Raw genomic sequence first — 19,562 nt, 5'->3', positions numbered from 1 at the left:
TAATCGCCATGGCTCGCATGAAATTCCTTTGCGACGCGGACCGCTGCATCGAGTGCAACGCCTGCGTCACCGCCTGCAAGAACGAGCACGAAGTGCCGTGGGGCATCAACCGCCGGCGCGTGGTTACGCTCAATGACGGCAAGCCCGGCGAGCGTTCGGTTTCCATGGCCTGCATGCACTGCACCGACGCGCCATGCGCGGCGGTGTGTCCGGTGAACTGCTTCTACACCACGGCCGACGCGGTGGTGCTGCATTCCAAGGACATCTGCATCGGCTGCGGATACTGCTTCTACGCCTGTCCGTTCGGTGCGCCACAATATCCGAAGGTCGGCAATTTCGGCTCGCGCGGCAAGATGGACAAGTGCACCTACTGCGCCGGCGGCCCCGAATCCGATTTCTCGACCATCGAATACGAGAAATACGGCTCGAACCGCCTCGCCGAGGGCAAGCTGCCGCTTTGCGCCGAGATGTGCTCGACCAAGGCGTTGCTGGCGGGCGACGGTGAGATGATCGCCCAGATCTACAAGCAGCGCGTCATCAAGCGCGGCTACGGCTCCGGCGCCTGGGGTTGGAAGACCGCCTATCGCGAAACCGTTGCCATCTAGGCGACGGACTGGACTGCCGGGGTCGAGACTTCAGGAAGGAAACGCCGATGCGGCGGACACTGACGATTTTCAGAACGCTTGTCGCAGCGACCATCCTCACGGTGGCTGTGGGCGCCTCGTCGACCTCCTCGGCGCAGCAGACGCGCGACGGACTGAACCCGACCGGGCAGAACCCGACGGCGGAATCCGTCAACGAGGAGTTCCTGTTCAAGCAGGACCCGAAAATCACCGGCCGCATCAGCATCCCCGACGGCAAGGCGGCGCATCTGATCCAGCCCGCCGGCCGCGATTATCGTGATTTCCGCGAGCGTTGGCTGCCGTGGCTCAGCGCCCTGGCGGTCCTCGGCGCCGCCGCGCTTCTCGGCCTGTTCTACTTCTTCCGGGGTCGTATCCTAATGGAGCGCGGCCCCGATACTGGCCGCAAGATCCTGCGCTTCAACGGGTTCGAGCGCTTCGCGCATTGGATGACGTCAAGCTGCTTCATCATCCTGGCCCTGTCCGGACTCAACTACATCTTCGGCAAGCGCCTGCTGATGCCGCTCATCGGCGCGGACGCGTTCGGTGTCGTGGCGCAATACGCGAAGTTCAGCCACATCTACCTGGCATGGCCGTTCATGATCGGCGTCGTCCTGATGCTGGTGCTCTGGCTGAGGGACAACATCCCGAACAAGATCGACATCGCCTGGATCAAGGCCTTCGGCGGTTTCGTCGGCGATAAGCATCCCAGCGCCGGCCGCTTCAACGCAGGCCAGAAGATGGTGTTCTGGATGGTGATCGGCTTCGGCACGGCCATGAGCGTCACCGGCCTGATGATGATCTTTCCCTTCGCCCTCACGGACATCACCGGAATGCAGCTGATGCAGGTGATCCACGCCCTCATCGGCATTGCCTTCATCGCCGGCATCCTCGCCCATATCTACATCGGCACGCTCGGCATGGAGGGCGCCTACGACGCGATGGGCAGCGGCAAGGTCGATCTCGGCTGGGCCAAGGTCCACCACGACCTTTGGGTCGAGGAAGAGCAGGCCAAGAACGCGAGCGGCCGGCAGCTAGGGCGGCATCAGGTGCCTGCCGAGTAACCTCACGGACTAATACAGGCGTTCGGCGACCGGAGCCAGCATGTCGAGGATCGGACAACGTCCATGAAAGCTTTCATCATCGCTCTCGTCGTCGCCGTCGCCCTGGGCACGCTGGCCGCTATGCTCCTCAACCAGCAGCAGCGCTTCGCTTACCAGGCCTTCACGACCTCCGGCACGCGGGTCTCCGACCCGGCGGGTCACAGCAATCTCGTCGGGCCGCAGTGGAACGGCGTCACGCCCGATCCGGAGAAGCCCTCGAAATCCTGATTTCCGGGATCTCGCGGAACACTCATGACATGGGTTCAGCGTCGCGAAAGCAGCCAGGGTTCGCAGAATGTGCGGTCCCGCATTCGGTGGGCGAAGGGCGGCGAAAGCGACCTTCCGCTTCTTACGTCGCCTATCCGTTCAGCGGATTGCCCTCGTCCCAGCCATAGCCGAGCGTTTCGAAGCGCATGGATCGGGCATCGACCATGAGTAGCCGTCCCACCAGCGGCTCGCCGAAATCCGCAACCGCGCGGATCACTTCCATCGCCATCAGAGATCCCATCACCCCGGCAAGAGCGCCGAGCACACCGGCCTCCGCACATGCGGGCACGCTGCCGGGCGGTGGTGGGTTCGGAAACAGGCAGCGATATGTTGGATTAGGGCGGCCGTCTGGTCCGGTCTCATGGGCGCGGATCGTCGTCAGCGTGCCATCGAATTGCCCGAGGGCGGCCGTGACGAGCGGACGCTTCGCGTGGAAACAGGCATCGGAGACGGCGTAGCGGGTCGCGAAATTGTCCGACCCGTCGGCGACGACGTCGTACTCGCGAATGAGGTCGACGGCATTGTCCCGGTCGATCCGCATGTGATGCGGTTCGATCCGCACATACGGGTTGAGACGCGCCACGGCGTCGGTTGCGCTGTCGATTTTCGTGCGGCCGATATCGGGGGTGCCGTGGATCACCTGCCGCTGCAGGTTCGAGAGCGAGACCGTGTCGTCGTCGGCGATGCCGATCGTGCCGATGCCGGCCGCTGCCAGATACTGGATCAGTGGAGCGCCAAGCCCGCCGGCACCGATGACGAGTACCCGCGCCGCCTGCAAACGCGCCTGTCCCGGTCCTCCGACCTCACGCAGGACGAGGTGGCGGGCGTAGCGTTCGACTTCGTCGCTGGAGAAGGCCATCCCGGTGAGATAACCCCTGCGGCGAGGCGCTGAAAGGCCATCGGGACGGTATTTGCGTCCCGCTTCTGTGCCGCTTATTCGCGACGGTGGAATGTCCCATCTCGACGAGACGATGCCCGTGTCCTCTCCCGTTATCGCCGATCACTCGCCGCTGGCCCTCGCCCAGGCCCTCATCCGCTGCCCGTCGGTGACGCCGGAGGAGGGCGGTGCCCTAAAATGGCTCGGTGGCGTCCTGGAGGAGGCGGGGTTCGTCGTCGATCGCCCGCGCTTCTCGGAGCCCGGAACGCCCGACATCGACAATCTCTACGCGCGGATCGGGACGGGCAGCCCCTATCTCCTTTTCGCGGGCCATACCGACGTCGTCCCGCCAGGCTCCGTCGAAGCGTGGCGGCACGGGCCGTTCGACGGCGCAGTAGCGGACGGCTTGCTCTACGGCCGCGGCGCGGTCGATATGAAGGGCGGGATCGCCTGCATGCTCTCGGCGGCGCTCGCTTTCGTCGCCGAGCGAGGAGGGGCGTTCAACGGCTCCATCGGGTTCCTCATCACCGGAGACGAGGAGGGGCCGGCCATCAACGGCACGGTGAAGCTCCTCGAATGGGCGAAGGCGCGCGGCGAGCGTTTCGACCATTGCCTTCTCGGCGAGCCCACCAACCCGGCGCGCCTCGGCGAGATGATCAAGATCGGTCGGCGCGGGTCTCTCACCGGCAAGCTCGTCGTCCATGGCCGCCAGGGCCACGTGGCCTATCCCCAAAAGGCCGAGAACCCCATCCCCGGCCTGCTGCGCCTCGCCTCTGCCCTCCTCGACCAGCCCCTTGATGGCGGCACCGCGCATTTCGATGCGTCGAACCTCGAATTCACCACCATCGATGTCAGCAATCCGGCCACCAATGTCATCCCGGCCGATGCCCGCGCCACGCTCAACATTCGCTTCAACGAGGGTTGGACGGCGGAAACCCTGGGTGCCGAGATCCAACGGCGGCTGGAGGCGGCCGCCGGCAACAACGTCCGGTTCACCCTGGACCTTCAGCCCTCGAACTCCCCGGCCTTCCTCACCGCGCCGGACGCGTTCACGGACCTCGTGGTCGAGGCGATCGAGGCCGAGACCGGGCTGCGCCCGGTCCTGTCCACCACCGGGGGGACGTCAGATGCCCGTTTCATCAAGGATGCCTGCCCAGTCATCGAGTTCGGGCTCGTGGGCGAGACCATGCACCAGACCGACGAATGCGTGGCTATCGCCGATCTGGATAGGCTGACCGCGATCTATGGGCGGGTACTGTCGGCCTATTTCGCGGTCGCTTCCGAGAAAGGCGAGGTCTGACCGGCGGCAGGCACGAAGTTTCAACTCCCGGAACCTCGGCAGGCGTCATGCCGCTTTTCGCGTCATTGTCCGTCGAATCCACGCGCCGCGGAAGCGATAGTGGCAATGGAACGGGTGACGGCGCGTTTGGAAGCGACGGCTTCGCGTGCCGAGCCGGTCCCCGACCGCAATGTAGATCTGCCGTAGGCGCTGGACGTGCGGATCGTCGAGGCGCAACTCGATACTGGCTCGCGTCAGACCTGCTGCGGCCTTGGGATCCTTCCCGCTCAGCGGAACGAGTGCTTCCCCGAGGATGATGCGACCGACTTCCAGAAGCAAGGCCTCGTGCATCTCGTCGCTCGCGGCGGCCAGACGTTCGAGGTCGAAGAGGGTTCGTACGCCGAGGGGCCAGAGGCGGATGATGCGGTCTCGGCCGACCGAACAGCAGAGTTGCGCCTGCGCCACCCAATCCATGATCTGATAAACTCCGTATGGAGTCTCGACGAACAGCATCAGCGGGTTGGCCGCCGCGAGATTCTGGGTCGAATGGATGTGATGGTCGTCGAGCCTGACGCGAATATCGCTGTCGATTCCGTCGATGATCTCGACCGGCGTGATCTTGAAGGCGCGGAAAACCTCCTCTTCCTCGCGCTTGAAGTTTTTCAACTGGTCCCGTTGCACGATGCTGCGCAGGACGACATCGGGCATGATGCCGGCGACGAAACAGGCTGCGACCACCACGGCGATGGTGGCCGGCGCGGTCGCGCTGGGATCGACCGTCACCAGGGCGGAGACCAGACCCGTCCCGATCCAGAGCAACGATATGACGAGGATCGGGCCGAGAACGATACTAACCAGCATCCTTATGGTTTCACCCACGATCGTCCCGGGGCTCATGTCGAAATTCTTGATCGCGCGGTAGAAATTGCGCAGCGCCGTCACGTAGCTGCCCGCGAATGCCGCGCAGATCCCGAGAAGCCAAACCAGCCCGAGACTTCCGGGCGTCGGATAGGTCACGCCCGGCCAGCGGAAACCAGATGGATGCCCCGGTTGTCCGGCGAACATCCAGAGGAGCAGCGACAATCCGTATAACATGCCGATCGCCGCGCATGCGCTGAAGGGCGCGCAGCCGATGAGCCAGGAGAGTGTCGAAAAGTCCTCGCGCTTGCGATGCGCCTCCCGCGCGATCGCGTTGGTTCTATCGCTTTCGGTGGTCCCAGCCATCGGGTCGCTGCTGCGCCTCGCACCGACGAAATACTTGTACTTCACGAATTCGAATGACGGGATCAGCATCGGACCCGGCTGATCGGTCTTGTCGAAGACCGTGGCGAGATCCGTGATGATCTCCTGCCTCTGAAGTTTGATCGCCTCTCGTATGGCGACGAAAATCAGGGGTGAGATGACTGCGAAGGCGGTCGCGAGAACGAGGATGATCTGGAATGGCGTTTCCACAGGCGAAGGCTCCAGGCCTCACGATGTCGAAAATCGTCGAGGTTGCCCGAAGATGCCTTTCTGATCGCATAATACAATCTGAAATTGCTTCCTAAGTAGATTCCCGGTCATGCCCGTAATCCACCCCCACGAAGGTCAATCCCTTGGCAGGCGCCATCGGGCCGCAGCGGGCGCGGTCGCGGCTCGCCAGGATATCGGCGACCTCGGCGATGCTGAATCGTCCGCAGCCGGCCATCATAAGCGTTCCGACCATGGCGCGGACCTGATGGTGCAGGAACGAGCGCGCCGAGGTCGAGATCACGATCTCCTCGAACAGGCCCATCGTCACCGTAGCTACTTCGAGCTGTTCGAGGGTGCGGATCGGGCTGTTCGCCTGACATTCGGCGGCACGAAAGGCGGTGAAGTCGTGGCGACCGAGGAGACCTTGCGCGGCCCTGTGCATCACCTCGGCATCGAGCGGCCATGGCACGTGCCAGACATGGTCGCGTGTCAGGGCAGGCGGGCTGCGCCGGTTGAAGATGCGATAGCGGTAATGCCGGCGGATCGCGGAGTGCCGCGCATCGAAACCCGCTCCGACTCGCTCGGCGCTGACGATGGCGACCGGAAGCGGTCGGAGATGGGCGTTCAGGGCGTCGCGCACCGTATCCGTGCGCCAGTCCTTGCTCAGGTCGAGATGAGCGACTTGATGGATGGCGTGTACGCCGGCATCCGTCCGACCGGCGCAGGTCAAGCGCAAGTCCTCCCCTGTGAAGCGTTTAACGGCATCCTCAATGGCGCCCTGAACGGTTACGTCTTCGGCCTGCCGCTGCCATCCGCAGAATGGAGCGCCGTCATACTCGATCACGAGTTTGTAGCGGGGCATCAGCGACGGCCCCCGGTCTCTGAGTTCACGGGAAGCGCGTTCCCGGCGCGAGATGCGCACCGCGCACGAATTCCGCACCCGTGACGATGCCGCCCTTGCCGGCCCGGCGCAACTCTGTGAGCTGCACGGCGCCCTCGCCGCAGGCGATGGTTCCGGCCGCATCGAGCAGAGTGCCGGGCGTGCCCTGTCCCTCCTTTGGCAGGGCGCGCAGCACCTTCACCCGTTCCGGCCCCTTGCCGAGATCGGCCTCGAAGAAGGCTCCGGGGAAGGGCGACAGCCCGTTGATATGGTTCGCCACCTCACCCGCCGGCTTGGACCAGTCGATGCGCGCCTCCTCGTTAGTGATCTTGCGCGCGTAGACGAGCCCGTCTTCGGACTGGCGCGTGAGGGGGAGGGGCTCGTGTTCCAGCTGGCGGAGGGCTCGGCTCATGAGCGCCGCGCCAATGGGCATCAGCGCATCGTGCAGGTCTCCCGCGCTCATACCGGGGGCGATGGCGACCCGCTCTTCCAGGGCTACGGGGCCGGTGTCGAGGCCCCCCTCCATGCGCATGATGCCCACGCCACTCTCCGTATCCCCCGCCATGATAGCGCGCTGGATCGGTGCAGCCCCGCGCCAGCGTGGCAGCAGGGAGGCGTGAAGGTTCAGGCACCCGTGGCGCGGCACGTCGAGGATCGCCTGCGGCAGCAGCATCCCATAGGCGACCACGACGGCGACATCGCATCCGTGTGACCGGAAGAGCGTGAGCGCGTCCGGCGACTTCAGGGTGGCGGGGGTGTGAACCGGCAGGCCGAGCCCGTCCGCCAGCGCATGGACGGGGGACGGTCGTAACGCCATGCCTCGCCCGGACCGCGCCGGGGCGCGGGTATAGACCGCTGCGATGTCGTGACCGTCTTTCGCCAGGCGCACCAGGGTCGCCACGGCGAAATCGGGCGTTCCCATGAAGACGAGCTTCATCGCGCGCGCTCTCTGTTGAAGGATGGGATCAGACGTCCTCGCCGCGCTTGGCCGCCTTGACGAATTTCTTGATGACGCGGTCGCGCTTCAGCTTCGACAGGTGATCGATGAAGAGTACGCCGTCGAGGTGATCGATTTCGTGCTGGATGCAGGTGGCAAGGAGCCCGTCCGCCTCGATCTCTCGGGTTTCGCCGGAAAGGTCGCGAAAGCGTACGCGCACCCGGTCGGGCCGCTCCACCTCGCCGTAATATTCGGGGATCGACAGGCAGCCCTCGTCATAGACGCGCTTCTCCTCCGAAGCCCAGACGATCTCCGGGTCGATGAAGACCTGCGGTTGCCGCGCGTTCTCCTCCTTCGACGTATCGATGGTTACGACGCGCTTGGTGACACCGACCTGGATGGCGGCAAGGCCGACGCCGGGAGCATCGTACATTGTCTCCAGCATGTCGGCGGCGAGGGTGCGGACCTCATCGTCGATGGTGCCGACGGGGGTCGACACCTGGCGCAGGCGGGCGTCTGGCAGGATGACGAGGGGGCGGATGGTCATGGCTTGGCCGGATCTGTCGATGGAAAGGGCCCGGCTCCCTGTCTCCCGGGTCCGCCGTGCCGGACCCGCAGATAAGGTTTGGCGGATGGTCGGTCAAATCGGCCGGGGGCAGTGATGCGGCTCAGAATGCCGTACGGCTTCGGATGGCCGCCGAGAGTGTCCCCTCGTCGAGATAGTCGAGCTCTCCCCCCACCGGCACGCCATGGGCGAGGCGGGTCACTTTCAGCCCGTGATGCGCCAGGGATTCGGTGACGTAATGCGCGGTGGTCTGGCCATCGACCGTGGCGTTCAGCGCCAAGATGATCTCGCGGACATCGCCGTTGCCGGCCCGGTCCACCAGGCTCGCCAGGTTGAGGTGCTCCGGCCGGACACCATCGAGGGCGGAGAGCACACCGCCGAGGACGTGATAGCGCGCTGTCACCGCGCCCGACCGTTCCAGGGCCCAGAGGTCGGAGACATCCTCGACCACCACCAGGATAGAGGGATCGCGCGATGCGTCGCGGCAGATAGTGCACGGGTCGCTGGTATCGACGTTGCCGCATTCCCGGCACACGACGATGCGCTCGGAGGCCACCTTCATCGCCTCCGCCAGCGGCGCGAGCAGAGCTTCTCGCTTTTTGATGAGATGCAGCGCCGCCCGCCGGGCCGAGCGCGGGCCGAGCCCCGGCATACGGGCGAGGAGCTGGATCAGGCGTTCGATTTCGGGGCCGGCAACGGCTTGGGCCATACGTGTTCCGTCAGACGGCCGCAGCCGTGCGTCCTAAATGGGATCGGATCTCCCTGTCTTGTAGTTGGTAATCTTCGCCGCCGCATGCGTTGCGACGCCGCTCCGGGCCTCGTCCAGATACCCCATAATTTATCTGACAGATCCCTTTGTTCGTCGTCGAAACGGATGCCGGCTCAATTGACCGGTGCCCTTCGCGGACTAAGCAGGTCTGATCGATAGAGTGGCGAACCTGTGCGCGGCGGACCTGAACGACCGCGCGGACACTCCATCGGACAGTCCGGAAGACGAATGGGAGATTCCGGCCAAGCCAGACCTCAAAGCGATCAGGTGTTCGAGGAGTGACGGACGTGACACATATCGGCGATTTCAACGCCAGCCATGGGTCCGAGAAAATCGGCCTGCGCAATCTCAAGGCGGTTCATTGGAACCTCGAAGCCCCACGCCTTTACGAGGAATCCCTAAGCCGGGGTGAATCGCAGCTCGCCCATGGCGGCGCCCTGGTGGCGACGACGGGGAGCCATACCGGACGTTCGCCCAAGGACAAGTTCATCGTCCGCGATGCCAGCACCGAGGACGAGATCTGGTGGGAGAACAACGGCGCGATCACGCCCGAGCAGTTCGAGACCCTGTACCAGGATTTCCTGAGCCATGCCGAGGGGCGGGAACTCTTCGCCCAGGATCTCTACGGCGGCGCCGATCCGACCCACCGCGTCCAGGCCCGGGTTTTCACCGAGCTCGCCTGGCACTCGCTCTTCATCCGCAACCTGCTGATTCGGCCCGAGCGGTCCTCGCTCGCCGACTACATTCCCGAGCTGACGATCATCGACCTGCCGAGCTTTCAGGCCGAGCCGCATCGCCATGGTTGCCGCTCGAAGACCGTGATCGCCATCGACTTCACCCGAAAGATCGTCCTCATCGGCGGCAGTGCCTATGCCGGCGAGATGAAGAAGTCCGTCTTCACCTATCTGAACTACGTCCTTCCCGGCGCGGGCGTGATGCCGATGCACTGCTCGGCCAATGCGGCGCTCGACGCCGAAGGCGACTCGGCACTGTTCTTTGGCCTGTCCGGAACCGGAAAGACCACGCTGTCCAACGATTCCTCCCGGCAGTTGCTCGGCGATGACGAGCATGGCTGGAGCAAGGACGGCATCTTCAACTTCGAGGGCGGCTGCTACGCAAAAACCATCCGTCTCTCGCGCAATGCCGAGCCGGAGATCTACGCCACCACCGAACGCTTCGGCACGGTGATGGAGAACGTGGTGATCGACCCGCTGACGCGTCGCCCCGATTTCGACGATGCGTCGCTCACCGAGAACACGCGCTGTGCCTACCCGCTCGACTTCATCGCCAACGCCAGCGCGACGGGACGGGCCGCGCACCCGAAGAACATCGTCATGCTCACCTGCGATGCCTTCGGGGTGATGCCGCCCATCGCCAAGCTGACGGGCGCTGAGGCGATGTACCATTTCCTCTCCGGTTACACCGCCAAGGTCGCCGGCACGGAGCGCGGTTTGACCGCGCCGGAGGCGACGTTCTCGACCTGCTTCGGCGCACCGTTCATGCCGCGCCATCCGAGCGTCTACGGGAACCTGCTGCGCGACCTCATCGCCCATCACGACGTCGATTGCTGGCTCGTGAACACCGGCTGGACCGGTGGCGGCGTAGGCACAGGACGTCGGATGCCGATCCGGGTGACACGGCGACTGCTCGCGGCCGCGTTGGATGGATCGTTGTCGAAGGCGGAGTTCCGCCGCGATCCGTATTTCGGATTCGCCGTCCCGGCTTTCGTTCCGGGAGTCGAGCCGCACATCCTTCAGCCGGTGAAGACCTGGGTCAATAAGGTCGCTTTCGCCGACACGGCGACACGGCTGGTGACGATGTTCAAGGACAACTTCAAGCGCTTCGAAGATCACGTGGACGCAGACGTGCGTGCCGCCGAGCCCGTGCAAGTCATCGCCGCCTGACGGCAGATCATCGCCCGATCCCGGCTCGTGTCGGGATCGGGACCTTTCGCAGCCGAAGGAAGCTTCAGAAAAGCTTCATGCCGGGTGGGATCGGTAGGCCCTTGGTCAACTCGGCCATGCGCTCGGCCGCAACGCCTTCGGCCTTGCCGCGCGCATCGTTCACCGCGGCCACAATCAAATCTTCAAGGATTTCGCGCTCGTCGGGAATCAACAGGCTCGGGTCGAGGGTCACGCCCTTGACGAGCCCCTTCGCCGTCATCGTCACCGTAACGGCCCCGCCACCGGAGGCGCCCATCACCTCAACGAGCTCGAGCTCATTCTGGAGACTCGCCATCTTCTCCTGCATGGCCTGAGCCTGCTTCATGATTCCCATGAGGTCGCGCATGGCGTGAGATTTCCGAAAGAGTTGCGGGGAACGTGATCTGGGGTGGCGCCTGAAGGAACGCTACGCTTCGTCGTCCGGTTCGTCGCCGACCGAGGTCTCCGGACCGGCGAGGTCGACGCTTTCGGCTATCTCGACAGGAGGGGCCTTGTCCCGAACATCGACGATCTGAGCGCCCGGAAAGCGTGCCAGGACCTCCCGCACCAGGGGGTGGGCGGCGGCATTCTCATGGCGTGATTCGAGAGCGGCGCGGGCCTTGTAGGCGAGGGTCGGCTCGCCCGCCTCCTTCGAGATGGCGACGATCCAGCGCTGCCCCGTCCAGGCGTCCAGGGACCGGGCGAGATCGTTGGCGAGACTCTGGCGACCGCCGTCGGCGAGACGGAATTCGATCCGGCCCTCCTCGAAACGGACGAGATGGACCTCACGTTCGAGGGCCATCTTGAGGCCGATATCGCGCCGCTCGTCGGCCATCGCCACGACGTCCTCGAGCCGCGTGAGACGCGGACCGGCCGAGACGGCGGGAATGTGCGGAATAGGCGACGGTACAAGGGCCGCCCGCACGCCGCCGCTGGCCGCCAGAGTCAAGGCCGGTCGCGGCGGCGGCTCCACCGATGCCGGGGGCGAGGGCTGGGGAGGAGACAGGGCACTGCTGGGAGCGGGCGGGGAGCTGGAGGGTGGCGCGTTCGTCTGAGGCGATGCCAGAGCCTCGGTCCTCAGGTGCCTCAGCGCCTCGTCCGGCGTCGGGAGATCGGCCGCATAGGCGAGGCGCACGAGCGCCATCTCTGCGGCGGCCAGCGGTCTTGCCGCGACCTGGACCTCGGGGATGGCCTTCAGAAGTATCTGCCACGCCCGTGACAGGGCGCGCACCGAGAGCTTGGCCGCGAATGCGCCGCCCCGGCCGCGCTCGTCGGCACTGAGCGTAGGGTCCGCGGCGGCGGCCTCGGGCACTAGCTTCAGGCGGGTGACAAGATGGGTGAAGCTCGCGAGATCCGACAGGATCACCGCCGGGTCGGCACCTGCCTCGTACTGGCCACGCACTTCCGCGAAGCTCGCCGGAACGTCGCCGCGCATGACCGCCTCGAAGAGGTCGACGATCCGCCCCCTGTCGGCGAGGCCGAGCATGTCGCGCACGCTCGCCCCGGTCACGAGACCAGCTCCGTGGGCGATGGCCTGATCGAGAAGCGAGAGCGCATCGCGCACGGAGCCTTCGGCGGCGCGGGTGATCGCCGCCAGGGCTTCCGGCTCTGCCTCGACATTCTCGGCCGAACAGATCCGCGCGAGATGCGCGACCATGGTGTCGGCCTCGACTCGGCGCAGATCGAAGCGCTGGCAGCGTGACAGGATCGTCACCGGCACTTTGCGGATCTCGGTGGTGGCGAAGACGAACTTTGCGTGAGGCGGCGGCTCTTCCAGGGTCTTCAGGAAGGCGTTGAACGCCTTCTCGGAGAGCATGTGGACCTCGTCGACGATGTAGACCTTGTAGCGGGCCGAGACCGGCGAGTAGCGGATGCCGTCGATGATGCCGCGCACGTCGTCGATGCCGGTATGCGAGGCGGCATCCATTTCCAGCACGTCCATGTGCCGGGATTCCATGATCGCCTGGCAATGGCGGCCGAGCTCCGGCATGGCGATGGTAGGGCCGGTATCGGGATGGCCGTCGCGGACGTAGTTAAGGCCTCGTGCGAGGATGCGGGCCGTCGTCGTCTTCCCGACGCCGCGCACACCGGTGAGCATCCACGCCTGCGGAATGCGGTTGGCCGCGAACGCATTGGCGAGCGTGCGCACCATGGCACCCTGGCCGATCAGGTCGTCAAAATTTTGCGGGCGGTACTTGCGGGCGAGCACCCGATAGGGCGTCACCGCCGGCACGGGCTCGGGCAAGCCCGGTAGGCCGGGAAGATCGCTCGGTGTGCCGGAAGTCGCGTCCATGCCGCCTTGCGTGGTTCGAACGGCCCCGGGTCGGGGGAATGCCGCCACGCGGGGCCTCGGACAGGTCGATCGGTGAGGATCGACGAAGGTGGGAGGCTGGACGAAGACCCGCTCGGTCTCGTTAGGGCTGCTTCCTTCCGGACCTGACCCGGTTGGCGAGTGAAACGTCCCTCGCCAACCTCCCGAGCGCTATATGGCCGGCGCTTTGGCGTAACGCAAGCGCCTCACGAGGCCGGACGTCTATTCCGCTTCGCGGGTGGTGATGGCGAAGGTCTTGGGGTCGAGCTCAAGGTCGAACTGCTTGCCGTTGGCATCGATGGCGTCGTCCACGTCGATCTCGTGATCCTCGACCTCGATCTTCTTCCACTTCACGAAGCCTTCCTTCTTCAGGGTCGCCTCGATCTTGGTGAGTTCCTCGGGCGTCGGTGCCCTGTCGGCGAAGGCGGTTACGGGCAGGAAGAAACCGAGGGCAATAGCTACGAATCCGGCGGTCTTGATCGACATGTAAATCTCCTTGGTCGGAAATCAGACGGTTGCGAACGGTACAGCCCTGCGGGAGTTCCATGACAATTCTGCAAGGACGCACGCGCTGGTTGTCACGGGCGTCGGCTCGCCATAACCTTGGCCTTAAGCTCAGAGGCTCGAAACCATGGTCACCCGCGTCGCCACCGTTGCCTTCGAGGGAATCGAGGCGCGTGCCGTCGACGTGCAGGTGCAGATCGCCCCCGGCGCCGTGGTCTTCATGGTGGTCGGTCTGGCCGACAAGGCCGTGGCAGAATCACGGGAGCGCGTCCGCTCGGCCCTGATTGCATCGGGACTGGCGCTTCCGGCGAAGCGCATCACCGTCAACCTCGCCCCCGCGGACTTGCCGAAGGAGGGATCGCATTACGATCTGCCGATCGCGCTCGCGGTGATGGCCGCCATCGGCGCGATCCCGCCCGATGCGCTCGCCGGTTATTGCGTTCTCGGCGAGCTCGCCCTCGACGGCACGATCACAGCGGTGAATGGCGTCTTGCCTGCCGCCATGGCGGCGAATTCGCGGGGGCTCGGTCTGATCTGCCCGGCCGCGACGGGGCCCGAAGCGGCCTGGGCCGGTGGCGACATGGACGTTCTTGCCCCGCGCTCGCTCATCCAGCTCGCGAACCATTTCAAGGGCAGTCAAGTCATGGCACGCCCCGAGCCGGCCGTGGCCACGACCACGGGACGGTTGCCAGACCTTCGCGACATCAAGGGCCAGGAGGGAGCCAAGCGTGCCCTGGAGATCGCCGCCGCCGGAGGCCACAACCTCCTGATGAATGGCCCGCCCGGCGCGGGCAAATCGATGCTCGCGGCCCGACTTCCCTCCATCCTGCCGCCGCTCGGGCCCCGCGAACTCCTAGAAGTCTCGATGATCCAATCGGTTGCCGGTGAGTTGAAAGGCGGAGCGCTGTCGAACCGTCGGCCGTTCCGGCAACCTCACCATTCGGCGTCGATGGCTGCGCTCGTTGGGGGTGGTATTAATGCCCGCCCTGGCGAGGCCTCGCTGGCGCATGGCGGCGTGCTCTTCCTCGACGAGCTTCCCGAGTTCACGCCGCAGGTGCTCGATTCCCTGCGCCAGCCGATGGAAACCGGCGAGGTCATGATAGCCCGCGCCAACAATCGGGTGACGTATCCCGCCCGGTTCCAGCTAATTGCCGCCATGAATCCCTGTCGGTGCGGTCAGGCGCTGGAGCCGGGCTATGCCTGCCGGCGCGGCCCCAACGACCGCTGCGTCGCCCAGTATGGCGCTCGTATCTCAGGGCCGCTCCTCGATCGCATCGACTTGCGGATCGAAGTCGGTGCCGTCACGGCGGCCGATCTGATCTTGCCTCCTCCGGCCGAAGGCTCGGCGGAGACAGCGGCACGAGTGGCCTCGGCAAGGGCGCTGCAGGCCGCACGTTTCGCGGCGCACGGCCTCACCGGCGTCATCACGAATGCGACCTGTCCGGTGCCGTTGATCGAGGAGATGGCGGCGCCTGATGCAGACGGTACGGCTCTGATCCGCAACGCGGCGGAGACAATGCGCCTCTCGGCACGAGGCTTCCACCGCGTGCTGCGCGTGGCAAGAACCCTGGCGGATCTCGACGGCGACGAGCGGGTGCGCCGCCTCCATCTCGCCGAGGCCCTGTCGTATCGCGGCCGGGTCGAGCGACCCGTAGCCGCCTGAGCCCGGCCGTCGCGCCTATCGTCCGTAGATGTCCTCGACGCGGATGATGTCGTCCTCACCGGTATAGGATCCGACCTGGACCTCGATGAGTTCGAGGGGGATCTTGCCCGGATTGGTGAGGCGATGCATCGAACCGATGGGCAGGTAGACCGCCTCGTTCTCGTGGACCAGCACGACGCGATCATCCACGGTGACCTCGGCGGTTCCGCGCACGACGACCCAATGCTCCGCCCGGTGGAAATGCTTCTGCAGCGAGAGCCGGCCGCCCGGCGTCACCATGATGCGTTTCACTTGGAAACGTTCGCCGATATCGATGCGCTGGTACCAGCCCCAGGGGCGGAACATTCGGCGGTGCGCATCGGCCTCGGGATGGGCCTTCTCGCGCAGCTGCGTGACCAGCTCCTTGACGAGGCCAGCCTTGGCCTTCGAAGTGACGAGGACGGCGTCCGGGGTCGAAACCACGACGATGTCGTCGAGACCCACCACGGCGGTGAGATGCTCGCCTTCGCTATGCACGAGGCTGCCGCGGGTCTCGACGAGTTCCACGCGACCGCGCACGGCATTACCCAACGCATCACGGGGCAACACGTCCCAGACCGCGTCCCAGGTACCGACATCGGACCAGGGGAAGGACACCGGCAAGACTCCGGCGCGATCAGTCCGCTCCATCACGGCATAATCGATCGAGGTCTTCGGCGCGCTTGCGAAGGCGGGAGCATCCAGGCGCAGGAAGTCGAGATCGGTCGTTGCCCCATCGAGAGCGGCGCGGGTCGCGGCCAGGATTTCCGGAGCATAGGTCTCCAGCTCGGCCAGCATGACGTCGGCCCGGAACAGGAAGTAGCCGCTGTTCCACAGGGCACCGTCGGCGATCAGGCTTTCCGCACCGTGGCGGTTGGGCTTCTCCACGAAGCGCCCGACCTCATATGCGCCTTCGACCCCGTCGATCGATGCGCCCTTGCGGATATAGCCATAGGCCGTGGACGGTGCGGTGGGCTCGATCCCGAGTGTCATAATCCGTCCGGCCCGGGCACCAACGGCGGCGGCGCGCGCAGCATCCACGAAGGCAGCCGTATCGCCGATGACGTGATCGGCTGCCAGGATGAGCACCACCGCTTCCGGGTCGCGCCGGGCTGCATGGAGAGCGGCAACCGCGACGGCCGCAGCTGAGTCGCGACGCTCGGGCTCAAGTACGATGTCCGCCTGGACTTCGGCCTGAAGCAGCTGCTCGGCCACGATGAAGCGGGCATCGCTGCTGGTGATTATCGTCGGTCGCGAGAACGCGGTTCCATCCGCGACCCGACGGGCGGTGTCCTGGAAGGTCGAACTATCGGCATTCACGAGTGGCGTGAACTGCTTCGGCATGCTCTCGCGCGAGGCAGGCCACAATCGCGTACCGGAGCCACCGCAGAGGATGACCGGATGGATGAGGTCGGAAAATCCTGAGGCCATCGGCGTCAACTCTCAATTCCAGATTCAGTACAAAGCAAGGAACTACAATCTTGCTGCGCCGCAACCAACCCGGTCCGGAGCAGAATATGCGATGGAGACGAATCAGGCAGGGGTCCAGCGTCCGGCAACGGCGTTGGCGCTATCCTCATGAATACCGATGGCACAATGCCGTCATCTTACTCAGCGGCCTGCTGGGCGTTGTAGCCGAGCCTCCCGTTCAACTCCTCGATCAGCTTGACGGCCGCCTCAGCAATGACCGTGCCGGGCGGGAAAATCGCTGATGCGCCCGCAGCATAGAGGGCGGGGTAGTCGCCCGGGGGGATTACGCCGCCGATCACGATCATGACGTCTCCCCGGCCTTGCTCGGTCAGGGCTGCCTTCAATTCAGGCACAAGCGTCAGGTGGCCAGCGGCCAGGGACGACACGCCAACGATGTGGACGTCGTTCTCCACAGCCTGGCGCGCGGCCTCGGCGGGGGTGGCGAAGAGCGGTCCGATATCGACGTCGAAGCCGAGATCGGCGAAGGCCGAGGCGATCACCTTTTGGCCCCGGTCGTGGCCATCCTGGCCCATCTTGGCGACGAGGATGCGGGGGCGCCGCCCGTCATTCTCCTCGAAGGTCTCAACGAGTTGACGAACGGTCTCTACCACCGGGGACATGCCACCCACCTCTCGCTTGTAGACGCCCGAGATCGAGCGGATCTCGGCACGATGCCGGCCCCAGGCCTTTTCCAGCGCGTCGGAAATCTCTCCGACCGTGGCCTTCGCGCGGGCGGCCTCGACACCTAGAGCCAGGAGATTGCCCTCTCCCTGCGCGGCTGCGGTCAGCGCCGCAAGGGCCGCATCGACGTCGACCTGGTTGCGCTCGGCGCGCAGCCTCTTGAGCTTGTCGATCTGGAGCATGCGGACATTGCCGTTGTCGACGCGCATCAGCTCGATGGCGCGGTCGTCCTCGGGCTTAAATTTGTTGACGCCGACGATGGTCTGACGGCCGGAATCGATCCGGGCCTGGGCGCGGGCCGCCGCTTCCTCGATGCGCAGCTTGGGGATACCGGCCTCGATTGCCTTGGCCATCCCGCCGAGTTCCTCGACTTCGCGCAGGTGCTCCCAGGCGCGGGCGACGATGTCCTGGGTGAGCTTCTCAACATAGTAGGAGCCGCCCCACGGATCGACGATGCGCGTGGTGCCACTCTCCTGCTGCAGGAACAACTGTGTGTTGCGGGCGATGCGGGCCGAGAAGTCCGTCGGCAGTGCAAGTGCTTCGTCGAGGGCGTTGGTGTGGAGCGATTGCGTCCCGCCCTGCGTCGCTGCCATCGCCTCGATACAGGTGCGGGTGACGTTGTTGAACACGTCCTGCGCGGTCAGCGACCAGCCTGATGTCTGGCTATGGGTACGCAGGGGCAGGGACTTGTCGGTCTTTGGCTCGAATTCCTTCACGAGCTTGGCCCAGATCAGGCGCGCCGCTCGCATCTTGGCGATTTCCATGAAGAAGTTCGTCGAGATCGCCCAGAAGAACGACAGGCGCGGGGCGAACTTGTCGATGGTGAGCCCTGCCGCGAGACCCGCCTTGATGTACTCGACGCCGTCGGCGAGCGTGTAGGCGAGTTCGAGGTCGTTCGTCGCCCCGGCCTCCTGCATGTGGTAGCCCGAGATAGAGATCGAATTGAACTTCGGCATATGGGCCGAGGTGTAGGCGAAGATATCGCCGATGATCCGCATCGAACCCGCTGGCGGGTAGATGTAGGTGTTGCGGACCATGAACTCCTTCAGGATGTCGTTCTGGATCGTGCCCGCGAGCTTCTCGGGCGGCACACCCTGCTCCTCGGCCGCTACGATGTAGAGGGCGAGGATCGGCAGCACCGCGCCGTTCATCGTCATCGACACGGTCATCTCGTCCAGCGGGATGCCCGAGAACAGCGTCCGCATGTCGTAGATCGAATCGATCGCCACGCCGGCCATGCCGACATCGCCCGAGACGCGCGGGTGATCGGAATCGTAGCCACGATGGGTGGCGAGATCGAAGGCGACCGACAGGCCTTTCTGCCCGGCAGCGAGGTTGCGCCGATAGAACGCGTTCGAATCCTCCGCCGTGGAGAAGCCGGCATATTGCCGGATCGTCCAGGGCTGGGTCACGTACATGGTCGGGTAGGGGCCGCGCAGGTAGGGCGCCACACCCGGATAGGTATGGAGAAACTCGATCCCCTCGCGATCCTCCGGCCCGTACACGCCTTTCACCGGGATGCCCTCGGGCGTCATCCATGGCTCGCCCACCGGCGGCGCTGGCGCCGTGAAGGCATCTGCCGCGTAGGGGACGTTCGCGAAATCTGGGATACGGGACGTCATGTGATCGAACTCGTGCGACGGCGTTTGGCGAAGCATTATAGTGAAGCACCGGCTTCGGGCTATCCCTCTCAAATCCATTTTGAGAAACAGTGACCTCATCGGACCGGTCAATCCCGGTTCGACGAACGGGAAAATCCCGTCACGGTCGGCGATATCGCGGTGCCGGGCCGGTGCGGTTTTCGAGCCATCCGAGACGCTCGTCGATCAGCTCGCGCAATCTGTCACGTCGCGTCGAGGCGCTCCAGCATGAATCGGGACAACTCGGCGCTTCGCCCTCGAAGGCGCCCACGACGGCGAGGACGACGAGAACGAGCGCGAGGAGGAGACCGGCCACGACAGGCCAGGCGAAGCAGAGCCCGACGAGCAGGGCTAGCCCGCCCTTGAGCACCACAGAGCCGGCGAGCTTCAGCTTCACCAGGGCGGCGAAGCTCGCGCCGCCGCCGAGCGCCCCACGGACACCGCGCATGGCCAGGGCGCGTACGCGGCGGCGTTCGAGGAGAACCTGAAGCCGGGCGAGATTCCGCCGCACGCGGCGTGTCTCGGGATCGGATTCGTCGGACAGCGTGTGGATCGTCAAACGCTCCGTCCCACGCGCGATCGATAAGGCCAAGCTTCAATGTGG

At 65.2% G+C, this 19,562-nt stretch carries 18 protein-coding genes and 1 other RNA gene; 6 read left to right on the top strand and 13 right to left on the bottom strand.

All coding sequences use genetic code 11. From position 1 onward, the window contains the following. Positions 1-8: 8 nt before the first annotated feature. The 3 genes from fdh3B to ASF26_RS08070 all read left to right on the top strand — a co-directional run bounded on the left by fdh3B (position 9) and on the right by ASF26_RS08070 (position 1,951). A complete protein-coding gene (fdh3B, locus tag ASF26_RS08080) occupies positions 9-605 on the top strand; it encodes a formate dehydrogenase FDH3 subunit beta (protein ID WP_018044800.1) in 597 nt (198 codons plus the stop codon). A gap of 47 nt (positions 606-652) precedes the next feature. Next, complete coding sequence (locus ASF26_RS08075; protein ID WP_056251953.1) at positions 653-1,684, top strand: formate dehydrogenase subunit gamma; 1,032 nt, start codon at positions 653-655, stop codon at positions 1,682-1,684. Positions 1,685-1,747: 63 nt separating this feature from the next. Then, a complete protein-coding gene (locus ASF26_RS08070; protein ID WP_056251948.1) occupies positions 1,748-1,951 on the top strand; it encodes a hypothetical protein in 204 nt (67 codons plus the stop codon). Positions 1,952-2,081: 130 nt separating this feature from the next. Here the strand turns inward: ASF26_RS08070 and moeB are convergent, their stop codons facing one another. After that, positions 2,082-2,849: a molybdopterin-synthase adenylyltransferase MoeB gene (moeB, locus tag ASF26_RS08065; RefSeq protein ID WP_056251945.1), complete on the bottom strand. Its 768-nt coding sequence runs from the start codon at positions 2,847-2,849 to the stop codon at positions 2,082-2,084. Between the two features lie 112 nt (positions 2,850-2,961). On the opposite strand from moeB, the gene dapE reads away from it, so the two are divergent. Continuing rightward, positions 2,962-4,167, top strand: a complete 1,206-nt coding sequence (gene dapE, locus ASF26_RS08060; RefSeq protein WP_056252000.1) for a succinyl-diaminopimelate desuccinylase — start codon at positions 2,962-2,964, stop codon at positions 4,165-4,167. 45 nt (positions 4,168-4,212) lie between these two features. Here dapE and ASF26_RS08055 read toward each other — a convergent pair whose 3' ends face one another. From ASF26_RS08055 to recR, 5 genes are all read right to left on the bottom strand, one after another. After that, the gene (locus ASF26_RS08055) at positions 4,213-5,439 is read right to left on the bottom strand and encodes a hypothetical protein (protein WP_156462914.1); all 1,227 of its coding nucleotides are present in this window, start codon (positions 5,437-5,439) and stop codon (positions 4,213-4,215) included. A 250-nt stretch (positions 5,440-5,689) separates the two neighbouring features. Continuing rightward, positions 5,690-6,460, bottom strand: coding sequence for a tRNA pseudouridine(38-40) synthase TruA (gene truA, locus ASF26_RS08050; RefSeq protein ID WP_056251940.1), 771 nt, complete (start codon positions 6,458-6,460; stop codon positions 5,690-5,692). 25 nt (positions 6,461-6,485) lie between these two features. Beyond that, complete coding sequence (fmt, locus tag ASF26_RS08045) at positions 6,486-7,415, bottom strand: methionyl-tRNA formyltransferase (protein WP_056251936.1); 930 nt, start codon at positions 7,413-7,415, stop codon at positions 6,486-6,488. Positions 7,416-7,443: 28 nt separating this feature from the next. After that, a complete protein-coding gene (locus tag ASF26_RS08040) occupies positions 7,444-7,962 on the bottom strand; it encodes a peptide deformylase (protein WP_056251934.1) in 519 nt (172 codons plus the stop codon). 121 nt (positions 7,963-8,083) lie between these two features. After that, positions 8,084-8,689: a recombination mediator RecR gene (gene recR / locus ASF26_RS08035; protein ID WP_056251929.1), complete on the bottom strand. Its 606-nt coding sequence runs from the start codon at positions 8,687-8,689 to the stop codon at positions 8,084-8,086. A 347-nt stretch (positions 8,690-9,036) separates the two neighbouring features. Here recR and ASF26_RS08030 point away from each other — a divergent pair, with 347 nt between their 5' ends. Next, positions 9,037-10,653 carry a phosphoenolpyruvate carboxykinase gene (locus tag ASF26_RS08030; protein ID WP_056251996.1) on the top strand — a complete coding sequence of 539 codons (1,617 nt, stop codon included), beginning with the start codon at positions 9,037-9,039 and terminating at the stop codon, positions 10,651-10,653. 64 nt (positions 10,654-10,717) lie between these two features. Here ASF26_RS08030 and ASF26_RS08025 read toward each other — a convergent pair whose 3' ends face one another. The 4 genes from ASF26_RS08025 to ASF26_RS08015 form a co-directional block, all read right to left on the bottom strand. Next, a complete protein-coding gene (locus tag ASF26_RS08025) occupies positions 10,718-11,038 on the bottom strand; it encodes a YbaB/EbfC family nucleoid-associated protein (protein ID WP_056251926.1) in 321 nt (106 codons plus the stop codon). A 60-nt stretch (positions 11,039-11,098) separates the two neighbouring features. Then, positions 11,099-12,964, bottom strand: a complete 1,866-nt coding sequence (locus ASF26_RS08020; protein ID WP_056251923.1) for a DNA polymerase III subunit gamma/tau — start codon at positions 12,962-12,964, stop codon at positions 11,099-11,101. Positions 12,965-13,051: 87 nt separating this feature from the next. Further along, positions 13,052-13,148, bottom strand: an RNA gene (gene ffs, locus ASF26_RS21930) — signal recognition particle sRNA small type. A 56-nt stretch (positions 13,149-13,204) separates the two neighbouring features. Next, the gene (locus tag ASF26_RS08015) at positions 13,205-13,468 is read right to left on the bottom strand and encodes a PepSY domain-containing protein (protein ID WP_056251918.1); all 264 of its coding nucleotides are present in this window, start codon (positions 13,466-13,468) and stop codon (positions 13,205-13,207) included. Between the two features lie 145 nt (positions 13,469-13,613). On the opposite strand from ASF26_RS08015, the gene ASF26_RS08010 reads away from it, so the two are divergent. Beyond that, on the top strand, positions 13,614-15,149 hold the full coding sequence (locus ASF26_RS08010; protein WP_056251916.1) for a YifB family Mg chelatase-like AAA ATPase: 1,536 nt from the start codon (positions 13,614-13,616) through the stop codon (positions 15,147-15,149). A gap of 15 nt (positions 15,150-15,164) precedes the next feature. Here the strand turns inward: ASF26_RS08010 and ASF26_RS08005 are convergent, their stop codons facing one another. The 3 genes from ASF26_RS08005 to ASF26_RS07995 all read right to left on the bottom strand — a co-directional run bounded on the left by ASF26_RS08005 (position 15,165) and on the right by ASF26_RS07995 (position 19,517). Then, positions 15,165-16,598: a mannose-1-phosphate guanylyltransferase/mannose-6-phosphate isomerase gene (locus ASF26_RS08005; RefSeq protein ID WP_056251913.1), complete on the bottom strand. Its 1,434-nt coding sequence runs from the start codon at positions 16,596-16,598 to the stop codon at positions 15,165-15,167. Positions 16,599-16,774: 176 nt separating this feature from the next. Next, positions 16,775-18,940, bottom strand: a complete 2,166-nt coding sequence (gene scpA / locus ASF26_RS08000) for a methylmalonyl-CoA mutase (protein WP_056251910.1) — start codon at positions 18,938-18,940, stop codon at positions 16,775-16,777. Positions 18,941-19,079: 139 nt separating this feature from the next. Then, positions 19,080-19,517 (bottom strand): hypothetical protein, encoded by a 438-nt coding sequence (locus ASF26_RS07995; protein WP_056251908.1) that lies wholly within the window; start codon positions 19,515-19,517, stop codon positions 19,080-19,082. Positions 19,518-19,562 lie beyond the last annotated feature (45 nt).

The sequence above is a fragment of the Methylobacterium sp. Leaf93 genome, from assembly GCF_001422345.1.
In the GTDB taxonomy this organism is placed as follows: Bacteria; Pseudomonadota; Alphaproteobacteria; order Rhizobiales; family Beijerinckiaceae; genus Methylobacterium; species Methylobacterium bullatum.
The sequence above is the reverse complement of the archived record's forward strand: the minus strand, read 5'-3'. Positions and strand labels throughout refer to the sequence as shown.

What these genes read in the sequence shown, in the direction of transcription:
- fdh3B (WP_018044800.1), top strand. Translation starts at nt 9, where the DNA reads ATGGCTCGCATGAAATTCCTTTGCGACGCGGACCGCTGCATCGAGTGC.
- ASF26_RS08075 (WP_056251953.1), top strand. Translation starts at nt 653, where the DNA reads ATGCGGCGGACACTGACGATTTTCAGAACGCTTGTCGCAGCGACCATC.
- ASF26_RS08070 (WP_056251948.1), top strand. Translation starts at nt 1,748, where the DNA reads ATGAAAGCTTTCATCATCGCTCTCGTCGTCGCCGTCGCCCTGGGCACG.
- moeB (WP_056251945.1), bottom strand. Translation starts at nt 2,849, where the DNA reads ATGGCCTTCTCCAGCGACGAAGTCGAACGCTACGCCCGCCACCTCGTC.
- dapE (WP_056252000.1), top strand. Translation starts at nt 2,962, where the DNA reads ATGCCCGTGTCCTCTCCCGTTATCGCCGATCACTCGCCGCTGGCCCTC.
- ASF26_RS08055 (WP_156462914.1), bottom strand. Translation starts at nt 5,439, where the DNA reads ATGCTGATCCCGTCATTCGAATTCGTGAAGTACAAGTATTTCGTCGGT.
- truA (WP_056251940.1), bottom strand. Translation starts at nt 6,460, where the DNA reads ATGCCCCGCTACAAACTCGTGATCGAGTATGACGGCGCTCCATTCTGC.
- fmt (WP_056251936.1), bottom strand. Translation starts at nt 7,415, where the DNA reads ATGAAGCTCGTCTTCATGGGAACGCCCGATTTCGCCGTGGCGACCCTG.
- ASF26_RS08040 (WP_056251934.1), bottom strand. Translation starts at nt 7,962, where the DNA reads ATGACCATCCGCCCCCTCGTCATCCTGCCAGACGCCCGCCTGCGCCAG.
- recR (WP_056251929.1), bottom strand. Translation starts at nt 8,689, where the DNA reads ATGGCCCAAGCCGTTGCCGGCCCCGAAATCGAACGCCTGATCCAGCTC.
- ASF26_RS08025 (WP_056251926.1), bottom strand. Translation starts at nt 11,038, where the DNA reads ATGCGCGACCTCATGGGAATCATGAAGCAGGCTCAGGCCATGCAGGAG.
- ASF26_RS08020 (WP_056251923.1), bottom strand. Translation starts at nt 12,964, where the DNA reads ATGGACGCGACTTCCGGCACACCGAGCGATCTTCCCGGCCTACCGGGC.
- ASF26_RS08015 (WP_056251918.1), bottom strand. Translation starts at nt 13,468, where the DNA reads ATGTCGATCAAGACCGCCGGATTCGTAGCTATTGCCCTCGGTTTCTTC.
- ASF26_RS08010 (WP_056251916.1), top strand. Translation starts at nt 13,614, where the DNA reads ATGGTCACCCGCGTCGCCACCGTTGCCTTCGAGGGAATCGAGGCGCGT.
- ASF26_RS08005 (WP_056251913.1), bottom strand. Translation starts at nt 16,598, where the DNA reads ATGGCCTCAGGATTTTCCGACCTCATCCATCCGGTCATCCTCTGCGGT.
- scpA (WP_056251910.1), bottom strand. Translation starts at nt 18,940, where the DNA reads ATGACGTCCCGTATCCCAGATTTCGCGAACGTCCCCTACGCGGCAGAT.